Genomic DNA, 12,262 nt, shown 5'->3' with positions numbered 1-12,262 from the left:
TAACGCTCAATGCAATTTCTGAGGATCCGCTCCGGTTTCATCGTCATCATCCTCGGCATCGAGTTCATCACAGCTCTCTTCCAATTCATCAATCAATCCCACGATCCGGCTATCCGGAATCATGCCATCGGCTAATACGCTGTCATCATCAATATCCGAAGGATCAACGTTGTCCTCATCATCCAACGAAAGTCTTTTCAATGCCACGGTAAACCTCCTTGCGATGTGGGTTGAATACGCTTTCATTAAAACACATGGCGGTGCAGTGGAAAGGAGGGATTAGAAAGGATTCTTTGTAACAATTCCGGGCTTTGGAAAGCGCGTCCGGAATAAAGGTTAATGCCGGATGCCGGGAGTCCGGATGATGTCAGAGCAGCGCCGCGCCGCTAAGTTACGGAGACCGGTTGCGATAGCCACTGGGTTCGCACTTGCTCGCGATTCAAGGCCAGCCACTGTAATGCAATGATGGCGCTGGCCGAATTGATCCGGCCCGATTGTAGAAAGGTGAATGCAGTATCCAGCGGAACGACATGCACTTTGATGTCTTCGCCTTCTTCGGGAGCACCATGAATACCACCGGCTTTTGCCGCATCGGCCCGGCCGCAAAACAGGGCAATGCGTTCGCTGGTGCCACCGGGGCTGACCAGAAAATCGCACACCGGGAGCAAAGCGGTGATGATGCAATCGGCTTCTTCGATGCTTTCGCGTTTGACCACGTCTTGCGCAGTTTCACTGCTTTCGATCATGCCGGCGACGATTTCCAGCAGCCAAGGCCCGCCTGGTGCAGTCAGCGCGCCAACGCGGAATTGCTCAATCAGGATGACTGCATCGCGGATCGGATCATACGGCAGGACGGCAGCGGCATGGCCGCGCTCGAACAGTTCACGGCTCAGCGGGCGGCTCCAGCCGCCATTGAATAGCCGGTGACGCAACCGGTATTTTTCTATCCGGAAGAAACCTTCAAAACAAATCGTTTTCTCTAAAATTTCTACATCTGCACTCACAGCGGTTTATCCCATGCGTAAAGATTGTCATGCTGCGCATGCCATGCCGCAAGCTGTGCTATTTTGCAACGGCTAGAGCTAACGCAATCCCAACGTATCGAGTGTCACATCGTCATCGTCGTCCAAATCATTCTTGACGGTATCGAATTCGTCATCGTCAAATTCATCTTTGGTGGTCTCAAATTCATCGATTATTTTTGCAAATTTTCCGGGCGGTATTTTGCTGTCCGTTACAACATCATCCTCATCATTCAAACTATCAATAGGATAGATACCGTCGTCGTCATCGAAAGAAAGCTCTTTAATCATTGCCATTACCTCCGTGTCAATATTTTTGAAGATACGCTATTGATAACAGACCCTACCGTTGAAACAATTAAAGATCACCCGGGGTTTTTCCCGGCAATTCTGAGATTTGAATGATATTCATCAAGAAAATCATTTGCTAAGCGATTCTTCTCAATTATAAATATACGCTATTTGATTTTTTCTGGCGGAAAAAGTTTGCTGATGAAATAGCGCTACTGGCATTGGGTATGGCGGTTATTCCGGTTTATGTCATGAAGAACAGTATAGTTTTGAGGCTGCTGGTATCCGGAATAGCCAACGGTGTTTGAGCGATCATCGTTTCCGATTATTGCCAGCCGGTCACTTCATAGCCTTTTTCTTCCAGGCAGCGCGATACAAAATTGGCATACGCTTGGCTGGGTTGTGAGGATCTCGGGGAAAACAGAATCCCTCGCAATAATCCCGCAACCGCGCCACTGGCCGCGCCCACTAAAGAGCCTTGCCCAGCCGCACCGTATATCGCTCCGCCTGCTGCACCGCTTGCCGCTCCCACACCGGCTCCCATTGCGGTGCTGCTAGCCACATCACCCAACTGGCCGCCGCCTTCCTTGGCACCGGCTGATTCAGCCATTTTTCTGCAAGCTTCAATATCTTTTTCAGCAGCTGCTTTGCCGACAGATAGAAAATGCGTGTTGGGATATATAACAGGTCCAGTGCTGGAGCAAGCCGATAAACCCAGAAAGATAGATCCCGCGATCAACGTCATTCCCAATTTCATTGTTTCACCTCCGGTTGAAGAAATAATACTGACTGAGTGGATAGTATAGCGGTTATGGTGTTCACTATTCTGCAAAGAAAGCAGCTGCCGGATAGAACTTGGCCGATGCGGATTGAGAATTGCAGAGAGGGTAGTTGAGGAAACTGAATTGCGATAAAACGGAGTGTGATCACTGATGCTGTGAAAATGCCGCTGCCCAGACCATCTGGCAGCGGCATCCGTCAAGTTAGACGATAACAATCAAACGTGGTGTTTTATTTGCTATCTTTTGCGGTTAAAGCGCCCAGGAAGGCTTTGACATCCTCGACAAAACCAGGACCCACTTTCCGTCCGAGCTGATGTTCCGCCATTTCTTCAATGGCTTCGTCCAATGTTTTGACTGAACCGTCATGAAAGTACGGCGCTGTTTTGGTGATGTTTCTCAGGCTGGGCACTTTAAACACTTTCTTGTCGGTTTCCAGTCCGGTTACAGCAAACCTGCCGACATCGGATGTTTTATATTCTTCGACAAGACCGATTTTTTTATAGGAATTGCCGCCGATGGCCACACCGTTATGACAATTGGCGCATCCCATATGGACGAATTTTTGCAAGCCTCTTTTTTCGGCATCATTCAATGCATTTTCATCGCCTTTGAGAAAATCGTCAAAGCGCGATGGCGTGATCAGCGTGCGCTCAAAAGCGCCGATGGCTTTGCCCACATTTTTGTATTGAATCGGATCTTTTTCATCTTTAAACGCTTCGGCAAACATGGCTTTGTATTCGTCGATTTTTTTCAGTTTGTCGACCACCGCCGCTTCACTCGGCATGCCCATTTCGATCGGATTCAAAATCGGTCCCAACGCCTGCTCTTCAACGTCTTTCGCGCGTCCATCCCAGAATTGCGCGATATGCAGAGCGGCATTGAACGTGGTGGGAGAATTTCTGCCGCCGCGTTTGCCTTCATGACCCGGTGACGTTGGTTGGCTGTCGACACCGAAATTATTCAGTTGATGGCAGGAGTTACAGGAAATGGTGTCATTCACTGACAGTTTGGGATCGAGATACAGTTTTTTGCCCAACGCGATTAAAGCAGCATTCTTTTTTTCGTCGATAATCGATGCTGGCAGCGGTTCGAAAAATTGTTTTAAGGTGGTCTTATCGAGTTTGTGGTGGCCGCCGTGCATCATGCCGCCCATTCCGTGATGGCCGTCATCATGCATTTCGCTATGATGGTCGTCCTTTTTTTTCGCATCACCCTGATGATCATGCCCGCTCTGAGCATAACTGTATGAACTTACTATGAATGCCAGGAATAAAAATATTTTCATATGACCTCCAAAAAAATTAACATTAGCACTTTGATCGATTTTATTGAATAAGCAAAATGCTTAATTGCAGACAATTACTTACAGGAGAAACGTTTTTTTATCTTTCTTATCCGGTTCTCAGCGGAAGCGCTGAAGGACGGAGACGAGATACTAGCGGATTTGTTTCTATTGTAGAAGGAGTGTTTCAAATTTATCGGCAGTCATCGGCTTGCTGAAAAAATTACCTTGCCCGAAATCGCAGCCCATGGAAATCAATAATTCTTTTTGCAAATCGGTTTCGACGCCTTCGGCGATTACCTTCATGCCCAAGCGGTGCGCCATTGTAATAACCGCTTCGCACAGAATTCTGTCGTTGGATTTGCTGTCCAGATTGGAAATGAATGAACGGTCGATCTTGAGATAATCGATATCGAATTTCTTCAGATAGGACAATGAAGAATAACCTGTGCCGAAATCATCAATGGCTACCTGAACGCCGGCATCGCGGTAATTTAATAATTGTTTAACTACCAATTCGTGCACATCGAGCAGCAAGTTTTCGGTGATTTCAACGATGATACTTTGCCCGTCCAGGCCGCGTTCATTGAGATGGTTGACCCAATCGCTCATTTTGCTGATGAATTGCTTGGGTGACTTATTGATGCTGATCTGAAAACCGGCGTTGAAATGGGTTTGCCAGAGGGCAACCTGATTGACCGCTTGTTTGAAGACCCAGTCGCCGATGTCGGTGATGAGATTGGTTTCTTCCGCGATGCTGATAAATTCCCCCGGATACACAGTGCCCCGTTCCGGGTGCTGCCAGCGGATCAGGGCTTCGGCTTTGTAGACATTGCCGGTTGCCAGTTCCACGATCGGTTGATACAGCAAATAAAGTTGTTGATCCCGCAGTGCGTTGCGCAATTCGTACGCGGTTCTCGAACGGACTTCGGTTGCCGTGCGCATATTCGATGTGAAACAACTCCAGCAGTTGCGGCCATTGTTTTTGGCGGCATACATGGCTTGGTCGGCATTCTTAATCAATATTTCAACATTATTGGCATCATCGGGGAAAAACGTGGCACCGATACTCGCGGAAACATACGCTTGCTTGGTATTGAGATGAAACGGTTTGGCCAATTCCAGCAAGATCATTTGCATGATCTTTTCGGCACTTCGATGCTCACTGATGCCGTTCAGTATGATGGTGAATTCGTCCCCGCCCAGGCGCGCCACGGTATCGGTTTCCCGCACGCAGCTGCTTAGCCGCTTGGCTGCCTCCGCCAGTAGCGCATCGCCCACGCTATGCCCCAATGAATCGTTTACTTCCTTGAAGCGGTCGAGATCGATAAACAGCACTGCCAATCCCGCGCCGATCCGGGCTGCATTTTTAATGTCATGATTTAACCGGTCATAGAACATATTGCGGTTCGGTAATCCGGTCAATGAATCGTAATTGGCTTGCCGCCAGATGATTTCATCCGATTTCTTCTTGCTGGTGATATCGGAAAAGTTGATCAGGTAATGGCTGATCCGTCCGTCCTTGCTACGTACCGGAATAATATTGAACCACGCCGGATACTCGCGCCCCTGCTTGTGCCGGTTCCAGATTTCGCCATACCAATGGTTATGCTGCTTGACGCTTTGCCAGATTTTCTGAAAAAAATTGCTGCCGTGCCTGATGGATGTAACGATGGTTACAGATTTTCCGACGATCTCTTCATCCGCATAACCGGTTATTTTGTGCAGCGCTTTGTTAATCGAGATGATGATCTTGTTGGCATCCGCGATCATGATTGCTTCGGTGCTGTTTTCAAAAACCTTGCTGGAAAGATATAACTGCTCGTTGACTTTCTTTTGTTCCAGTGCGATACCGATAATAAATGAACCGATTTCCAGCAGCTTGCGGTGAAAAGTGCTGGGTAAGCGATGCTCGAAACTGGACAGCGCAAACGATCCGACGCATTCGCCGCCTTTGCTGCGCACCGGCATGGACCAGCAGGAAAGAATATTGAAATCGATGGCCAGCTGGCGGATGTTCTGCCAGCGCGGATCGTCCAGCGTGCTTTCGACAAAAACCGGTTCCTGGCGGAAAACGGCATTACCGCAGGAGCCGGCTCCCGGACCCGGACGCAGGCCATTGAGCTGCACAATGCACGCTTCCGGAACACTGGGTGCGGCAAACACATTCATGCATTGCTTTTCCTTGTCTAATAGCATGACCGATGCCACCGCGTTATCCAGCAGCTGCTCCATCAACAAGCAGACTTTCTCGCAGATTTCCTTGTAATCATTTCCCAGTACCACCAGTTGAAGAATTTCTTGCTGAAACTGGAGGATCCTGCCCTGTTCGGTATTGGTCAGGTCAAAATAATTGGTCGGTGCAAAAATCTGCGCGGATAAATCCTTATTCACAAGAATATTCTTACTCATTCGCGGTTAGCATGGCCAGTAAGGTTTCATGAGAGATTAGCAATGGCATTGAATGCCGGATAGGATGTCAATAAATGAGCTGAGTTGGCCGGAATTATACGATAAATTACTCACATGTTAAAAAACTTACTGCTAGGATAATCACTTACATTTTTCTGCTTTTGCGTGTCGCTGCATGGAGATATTTGTCAGCGGATTGTTTCAAAATTATTCGCAGCGATACACATTACCGACAAATATGATTTCCTTATCAGCTCCCGGTATTTCATACCGTCCTGAATTATTGGAGTAAATGATATGCACGGTGTCGCCGCCCAGTTGCTGCGCTTCGTTTCTTAAGTTGTTACGGGCCTTGATCAACCGGTCCACATAAGGAGTATTGACCTCTCCGCTGTCATTTTCTTTCGAGGAACCCTTCACTTTACCGAGTAACTCGCATCCATCGGGACCTTGTTCACCGACCACCATCGTGACGGTTTTGGTTTTTTCCGGTTGCGGCGGGACTTCGCCCGTTTGTGCCGAAGCTCCGGTACAGCTCAGGATGATTGAAACGAACATGGCTGCTTGGGTTAACTGGTTTAATTCTTTGCAAACATTCATTGCTGACTCCTGATACATACGAATTGTATTCTTAAAGCCGGTTAGCATAGAGAAGCGCAGTATGGCCCGTCAATAGCATTCGTCGAAGCTCGGCCGGATAATGGCGGCAATAGGAGGAAATAAAGCCACTCACGGCATCTTTTCAAACGGCTTACGGGATTATCGGTGCTGTATATTGCAGGAATGTAACTAACAGGAGGTGTGACGTTGGATATCATGATTTATATTTCCCTGGCGGGACTGGCCATCGTGTTTGTGTACGGCGTCATGTTGTACAACAGTTTGGTGGATATTAAGCACAGCGTATCGCAGGCATGGTCGAATATCGATATTCTTTTGAAGCAGCGCCATGATGAGCTGCCCAAGCTGGTGGAAACCTGCAAGCAGTATATGGGTTTTGAACAGGAAACGCTGAAGCAAGTGATTGCGGCGCGATCACAGGTTTCCAACGCGCGGGAGGCCGGTAATATCGGTGCGCTGGGCGCGGCGGAAAATATGCTGCGCATGGGATTGGGCAATCTGTTTGCCGTGGCGGAAGACTACCCCGAGTTGAAAGCCAGCGAGAAATTCCGCCATTTGCAGGCGCGTATCAGCGGATTGGAAAACAGCATCGCCGACCGCCGTGAGTATTACAACGAAGCAGTCAAAATCAACAATGTGCGCATCGAGCAGTTCCCCGATGTCATCATCGCCAATTGGTTTAAATTCAAACCGCGCGATCTGCTGGAATTCAGCGATGCCGATAAGCAGGATGTCAATATCGGCAAGCTGTTTGGTTGACGTGGAGGGCGCATGAACCAAATACTGGCTGACATTCCGCCGCAGGATTATCCCTATGTGCTGGGTGCGGTGATCGTTGCGGCATTGACCGGTTTTTATTTTTTTATGCATAACTGGAAACGGCTGCGCCTCATTGAGGACACACCAACCGCTAAATTACGCTCGGCGCATCAAGGTTATGTTGAATTGGAAGGAAAGGGGCAATTCATCGACGACCGGCCGATTTACGCGCCGTTATCCAATCACCCCTGTCTTTGGTACCGCAGTGAAATTGCCCAGCAGGAAACATTCACCGAAAAAGGCCGCACGCAAACGCGCTGGAATGTGGTGTACACCAATACCAGCGATCACCGTTTCAGGCTCACCGATGGTGTCAGCAGTTGCTATGTCGATCCGGATCGCGCGGAAATCAACGGTATCGAGAAACTGGTGTGGTACGGCAATAGCGAATGGCCAACCCGGACACAAATACTGGAAAGCCAGTCGATCGTTCATGCCATGACCAACAACTACCGCTACAGCGAGTGGCTGATACTGCCCGGGCAGCCGCTGTACATATTAGGGCAATTCAGCACTTGGTCTGCTGCAACACAGAAATCAATGCGCGACGTGATGATCAATGTGATCAACGATTGGAAAAAGGACCAAGCCACGTTGCGGGAACGGTTCGACAGCAACAAGGACGGCAACATCGACCAGCAGGAATGGGAAGTGGCGCGATCCGAAGCGCACGCCGCAGCGCAGCAGATTCATGATGAGTTGGCACTGGAGCCGGATACCAGCATCATGGCCAAACCCAACAATCCGTCGCGGCCTTTTATTATCTCGATGTATCCGCAAGCCTTGCTGGCACGGAAATACCGCCGCAGCGGCTATGCCGCCTTGGCGGGGTGCATCCTATCGATCTGCGCTGCTGCTTGGCTGGTGCATGTGCATGGATAATGCGCTGAATCGCCATGCCACTAATGCCAGAACAATTTGGATCGCGCCAGACGATGCCACAAGGCTGGAGATAACCGTGGATGCTGCGCGGCTTCGGACGCCAATACGCCACTGAGGCAGCCAAACTCAAAGCCGAGCGCGGCGGATTTATGCGGTAGCTTGTACAGTAACTGCAGCGCGATACGCCGGTCGTTCTCGATTCCCAATTCATCTTGTAAAGCGGTCAAAGCGTTCAAGAATCGATTCACCCGTTTTCCGTATAGCGGTGCAAACGCTTCCACGCAGTAACGCATTTTTTTGGCGGCGATACGCGCAAAATGGCGCTCGGCCGGATCCAGCCGGGCAAAACCGCGGCAGCATTTGCGCAGCTTCTGCCAGCGTTTCTCCAGTATGACTTCAGCCCATGTTCCGGTCGTGCGCATGTGTTCATTAATTGGTGTTATCAAAAGGCTGCGGCCGATGTCGAGCGTGAGCTGGGTGAACACCGGTGCCAGCAATAATGCTTGCGCCCTTTGCCTCGCTTGCGCAGCGGCATTGTGCAACAAAGCTAATGCGGTTTCGGAAACGGCAGTATTTTCGGCTGATGTAGCCAGAACGGGCAGGATGCCGGGTAGAATTTCTTGGTGAAACACATCCCAGTCGCGCGCTGGATTCAGTGCGTGGGTCAACGCGCGCAACGGTTGTTCCCAAGCAGGTATTTCCTGTCCCAGCGATTTCGCCAATTGCGCACCGGCACGCAAACGGCGCAACGCAATGCGCAGCTGATGCAGATACTCGATGTTCTCTGCCTGTTCGAGAAAGCCAGGTACGTTGGCGGATAATTGCACCAGTGCCGCTTGCACGATGGCATGCCATGCTTCACCCGCCGGTTGGTCCCGGTCGATACCCGGGCGAATGGCTTTGACCGGGCTGGGACTAAACGCGCCGCACAGGATATAGCCGCGTTCCGCTTTGCTGCGCGGTTCGATATGCAATGGCGCTTGTTGCAGTAATTGCGTTGCAATATCAAATAAAAATTCCGCCGGACCGGATTTGAGTTCGATTTCCACTTCGCAAATATCGCGCGATAACTCAGCGGCGAAGATTTTGCCGGTATCGAGCGCCACTTCCGCTTGCGCGGCACCTTCGCCGATTTGCCACGTTGTGCGCCGGAACTCGGTGGTGAATACCGGCGCGATGCGCTTGAGTTTGATTCCGGCGAGCAGATCCAGCGCTGCTTGCGGCAATGCGGAGAAATCCGGATGACGGCCGTCCGTGACCGCCATTTCCCACTCCGGGCGGCTCGTCAACGCACCGACCGATTGCGTCTCCGCTTTCAACGTCTGTATCCATTGATCACCGGCCTGGCGCACGCGTAACGCGATACCGCGCTGCATCAGATCGAATTTCGGTGTATCGAAGTAAATGCTCAGTAAAGTGCGCTGTTGCGGAGCAACGGCGTGCAGCAAGGGATGACGCCGGATGCGCGCAACATAACGCGGCTGCAAAGCCAGCTTGAGCTCGATTTCCATATAATTTTTCCGTGAGAGTGGTGTCGCGACGGGCAGCGGTTGGAGCGGATACTGTACTATTCAATCTTCAAGGTATCAAAATTGATTCCCTCGGGCGCCGGTGGTGTTGCCAGTTTCATATTTTCCAGTGCGGTGACCACTTGTTGCGCAATGACCAGATTGCGGTACCACTTGTAATTGGCCGGCACGATATGCCACGGTGCGAGATCGGTGCTGGTGGCGCTGAGCATGGCTTCGAACGCATCCATATAGTTTTTCCAGAATTTACGTTCTTCGATGTCGCTGGTGCTGAACTTCCAGCGTTTCTCCGGATTGTTGATGCGTTCCTCCAGCCGTTTCTTTTGTTCATCCTTGGAAATGTGCAGAAAAAACTTCAGAATGCACGTGCCGCTCTCGAACAAGAGTTCCTCGAATTCATTGATCTGGTTAAACCGTTGCTGCACCACCTTATCCGAAATCAAGCCGTGCACACGCGTGATCAGCACATCTTCGTAATGCGAGCGGTTAAAAATACCGATCTGGCCTTTCTCCGGCGCTTTCTGATGCACGCGCCACAAAAAATCATGTTTCAGCTCTTCCGCCGACGGCGACTTGAACGTCACCACCTTGCACCCCTGCGGATTGATGCCCGACATCACATGCTTGATGACGCCATCCTTGCCGCTGGTATCCATACCCTGCAACACAATCAGCAACGCGCGGTTGCCGTTGGCGAATAAACGCTCCTGCAAATCATCCAATTTGCCAATCAATTTTTCCGTGGCAGCTTTGGCTTCTTCCTTGCCTTGCGTGGTTTTCTGGAAATCACCGGTATCGTCAGGATCGCATTGCGACAGATCGAGCTTGCTGCCGGGTTTTACTGGGTGGTTTTTCATTTTGTTTTGTACTGAACTACTAATTTGAGTCATTGCCATGTGAATGATAAGCGAATTCTCTTTGATTGAAGTCGTCACCAGTAGAATACAGGCAAAGTGATGTTTTTCTGGGTTTTTCAAATACATCGGTATAGTGAACTTCGCCCCAAACAACAATAGCACCATTTTCTTGATTGATGGCTTCAATTTGTTGTTGATTAAGTTTTTTCCCAAGCTCAACACACGAATGAATTGATTCGCCAGGTGAGAGAGTCGATTTGGATGCGTGCTCGGGAAAATTTGGTGAATCGAGTTTTATTTCAAGTGGCCATTTATGTAAATTAATATTTAAAGAGCATGTCAAGTTAAAAGCTGGGGTATTTCCATGATTCTTAGTTATTACTGACACAATAAGAGATCCGTCATCAGAAAAAGATATTTTTTCGCTGTGCATCATTGAGACATAAGCACGTAATTGCGTTTGGGCGTTCTTTTCGGCACCAATTACAAGTTGGCGAGTTGCCCAGTAGAGAGCACAAGTAGCTATAAATAATAGAAAAGTCAATAAATGTATGGGGTCCGCAAGAAACTTATCGAGCCAATCTCGATTATTTTCTTGCACTTTATTTTGTAACTTATTATCTGATTCTGTTCTTGTGATTGATGGCTCGATACGATTATTTTGGTTTTCGATATTTTCAATTTTTACGGATTTGTTGGTTGGCGGCTCTTGTGCAAAGCTAAGCGTAGATACAAAAAATAACATCATAACTAATGCGACATTAAGTGCATGATAAATAAAAGTCATTGGGATTTCCAATTAAAATAAAAAATTGATTAATTAAGCCTATTAGAAGTCGAGATTGGTTTTGATTTATAAAAAATGCCGAGAAATGAGAATTTAATTTGATTTTTAGAAACGCATTATTTTGTAACTCAAAACTTTTTGTTTAACAAGACAAATAAAGATCTAATCGAACTAGGGCCTGTTAACACAATCTGATTGCTTCGACGATGAGAGCGAAGTGGATAAAGGAGATGAAGACGACATCGAGCTTATCGAACCTGGAGAAGATGCGGCGAAATCCCTTGAGCCTTCTGAACAATCGTTCGATCTCGTTGCGTTTTTTGTACATGGCACGGTTGTATTCCCAGGGTGACAAGCGATTTGCTTTGGGCGGAACAACCGGGATGTAACCCAAATCTAGTGCCAGTTGCCGGGTTTGGTCGCCCTCATAAGCACGATCCATCAGCAGGTAGGTGGGCGTATTGACGGGACCGAGGGAAAGCAAAAGCTGCCTGCCCTCTGGCGCATCGTGGGCGTGACCGGGCGAGAGGGCAAAGCCTATGGTTGTTCTGGAATCTGCGGCAACCAGATGAATTTTGGTGGTCCATCCACCTCGAGATTTTCCGATGGATTGGGGGCCGTTTTTTTTAACGCACCCGTACCGTCGGGATGGACTTTGATGCTGGTGCTGTCCAGCGAAACAGTTTCAATACGGATACGGATGATTTGCTGATGCTGAAGTTGCCCAAATACATGGCTCAGTACACCACTCTTTGCCCAGCGATTCATGCGGGTATAGATGGTATGCCAGTTGCCGAATCGCTTGGGCAGTCCTCGCCACTTGCAGCCATGCTCGGCAACGTAAAGAATGGCATTGAGAACTTGCAGATTGGAATGGCTGACGTTGCCACGCTGACGCGGCAGGCAGTGCTCGATCTGTTGATATTGAGTTTCGGTGATTTCCATCACCAAATTATATCAAATAGCGTTAACAGGCCC

General features: G+C 49.1%; 13 protein-coding genes. 2 read left to right on the top strand and 11 right to left on the bottom strand.

Annotated elements, in window-relative coordinates; genetic code table 11:
- Nucleotides 1-6: 6 nt before the first annotated feature.
- The 7 genes from R2083_RS11480 to R2083_RS11450 all read right to left on the bottom strand — a co-directional run bounded on the left by R2083_RS11480 (nucleotide 7) and on the right by R2083_RS11450 (nucleotide 6,389).
- Nucleotides 7-207 carry a hypothetical protein gene (locus tag R2083_RS11480; RefSeq protein WP_317538522.1) on the bottom strand — a complete coding sequence of 67 codons (201 nt, stop codon included), beginning with the start codon at nucleotides 205-207 and terminating at the stop codon, nucleotides 7-9.
- A gap of 179 nt (nucleotides 208-386) precedes the next feature.
- Nucleotides 387-1,004 carry an ADP-ribose diphosphatase gene (nudF, locus tag R2083_RS11475; RefSeq protein ID WP_317538521.1) on the bottom strand — a complete coding sequence of 206 codons (618 nt, stop codon included), beginning with the start codon at nucleotides 1,002-1,004 and terminating at the stop codon, nucleotides 387-389.
- A 78-nt stretch (nucleotides 1,005-1,082) separates the two neighbouring features.
- Complete coding sequence (locus R2083_RS11470) at nucleotides 1,083-1,319, bottom strand: hypothetical protein (protein ID WP_317538520.1); 237 nt, start codon at nucleotides 1,317-1,319, stop codon at nucleotides 1,083-1,085.
- 319 nt (nucleotides 1,320-1,638) lie between these two features.
- Nucleotides 1,639-2,070 carry a glycine zipper family protein gene (locus R2083_RS11465; protein ID WP_317531380.1) on the bottom strand — a complete coding sequence of 144 codons (432 nt, stop codon included), beginning with the start codon at nucleotides 2,068-2,070 and terminating at the stop codon, nucleotides 1,639-1,641.
- Between the two features lie 254 nt (nucleotides 2,071-2,324).
- Nucleotides 2,325-3,380 (bottom strand): cytochrome-c peroxidase, encoded by a 1,056-nt coding sequence (locus R2083_RS11460; protein WP_317538519.1) that lies wholly within the window; start codon nucleotides 3,378-3,380, stop codon nucleotides 2,325-2,327.
- A 165-nt stretch (nucleotides 3,381-3,545) separates the two neighbouring features.
- A complete protein-coding gene (locus R2083_RS11455) occupies nucleotides 3,546-5,789 on the bottom strand; it encodes an EAL domain-containing protein (protein ID WP_317531378.1) in 2,244 nt (747 codons plus the stop codon).
- 207 nt (nucleotides 5,790-5,996) lie between these two features.
- On the bottom strand, nucleotides 5,997-6,389 hold the full coding sequence (locus tag R2083_RS11450) for a DUF4156 domain-containing protein (protein ID WP_317531377.1): 393 nt from the start codon (nucleotides 6,387-6,389) through the stop codon (nucleotides 5,997-5,999).
- Between the two features lie 216 nt (nucleotides 6,390-6,605).
- On the opposite strand from R2083_RS11450, the gene R2083_RS11445 reads away from it, so the two are divergent.
- A complete protein-coding gene (locus R2083_RS11445; protein WP_317532086.1) occupies nucleotides 6,606-7,169 on the top strand; it encodes a LemA family protein in 564 nt (187 codons plus the stop codon).
- Between the two features lie 12 nt (nucleotides 7,170-7,181).
- A complete protein-coding gene (locus R2083_RS11440; RefSeq protein WP_317538518.1) occupies nucleotides 7,182-8,111 on the top strand; it encodes a GIDE domain-containing protein in 930 nt (309 codons plus the stop codon).
- A 20-nt stretch (nucleotides 8,112-8,131) separates the two neighbouring features.
- On the opposite strand, the gene R2083_RS11435 is transcribed toward R2083_RS11440, so the two are convergent.
- From R2083_RS11435 to R2083_RS11420, 4 genes are all read right to left on the bottom strand, one after another.
- Nucleotides 8,132-9,622: a CHAD domain-containing protein gene (locus R2083_RS11435; RefSeq protein ID WP_317538517.1), complete on the bottom strand. Its 1,491-nt coding sequence runs from the start codon at nucleotides 9,620-9,622 to the stop codon at nucleotides 8,132-8,134.
- A gap of 56 nt (nucleotides 9,623-9,678) precedes the next feature.
- A complete protein-coding gene (locus R2083_RS11430; protein WP_317538516.1) occupies nucleotides 9,679-10,497 on the bottom strand; it encodes a polyphosphate kinase 2 family protein in 819 nt (272 codons plus the stop codon).
- A gap of 19 nt (nucleotides 10,498-10,516) precedes the next feature.
- Nucleotides 10,517-11,284, bottom strand: coding sequence for a hypothetical protein (locus tag R2083_RS11425; protein WP_317538515.1), 768 nt, complete (start codon nucleotides 11,282-11,284; stop codon nucleotides 10,517-10,519).
- Between the two features lie 181 nt (nucleotides 11,285-11,465).
- A protein-coding gene (locus R2083_RS11420; protein WP_317529838.1) for an IS5 family transposase occupies nucleotides 11,466-12,229 on the bottom strand; the annotation gives its coding sequence in 2 pieces (ribosomal slippage) (nucleotides 11,466-11,914 and nucleotides 11,914-12,229; 765 coding nt in all).
- Nucleotides 12,230-12,262: the final 33 nt, after the last annotated feature.

The sequence above is a fragment of the Nitrosomonas sp. Is35 genome, assembly GCF_033063295.1.
GTDB lineage: Bacteria > Pseudomonadota > Gammaproteobacteria > Burkholderiales > Nitrosomonadaceae > Nitrosomonas.
Note: the sequence above shows the minus strand (reverse complement) of the source record. Positions and strands in the feature narration are given on the sequence as shown.

Coding starts and splice junctions, on each gene's coding strand:
- R2083_RS11465 (WP_317531380.1), bottom strand. CDS start 2,070: ATGAAATTGGGAATGACGTTGATCGCGGGATCTATCTTTCTGGGTTTA.
- R2083_RS11460 (WP_317538519.1), bottom strand. CDS start 3,380: ATGAAAATATTTTTATTCCTGGCATTCATAGTAAGTTCATACAGTTAT.
- R2083_RS11450 (WP_317531377.1), bottom strand. CDS start 6,389: ATGAATGTTTGCAAAGAATTAAACCAGTTAACCCAAGCAGCCATGTTC.
- R2083_RS11430 (WP_317538516.1), bottom strand. CDS start 10,497: ATGAAAAACCACCCAGTAAAACCCGGCAGCAAGCTCGATCTGTCGCAA.
- R2083_RS11440 (WP_317538518.1), top strand. CDS start 7,182: ATGAACCAAATACTGGCTGACATTCCGCCGCAGGATTATCCCTATGTG.
- R2083_RS11435 (WP_317538517.1), bottom strand. CDS start 9,622: ATGGAAATCGAGCTCAAGCTGGCTTTGCAGCCGCGTTATGTTGCGCGC.
- R2083_RS11455 (WP_317531378.1), bottom strand. CDS start 5,789: ATGAGTAAGAATATTCTTGTGAATAAGGATTTATCCGCGCAGATTTTT.
- R2083_RS11445 (WP_317532086.1), top strand. CDS start 6,606: ATGATTTATATTTCCCTGGCGGGACTGGCCATCGTGTTTGTGTACGGC.
- R2083_RS11470 (WP_317538520.1), bottom strand. CDS start 1,319: ATGGCAATGATTAAAGAGCTTTCTTTCGATGACGACGACGGTATCTAT.
- R2083_RS11425 (WP_317538515.1), bottom strand. CDS start 11,284: ATGACTTTTATTTATCATGCACTTAATGTCGCATTAGTTATGATGTTA.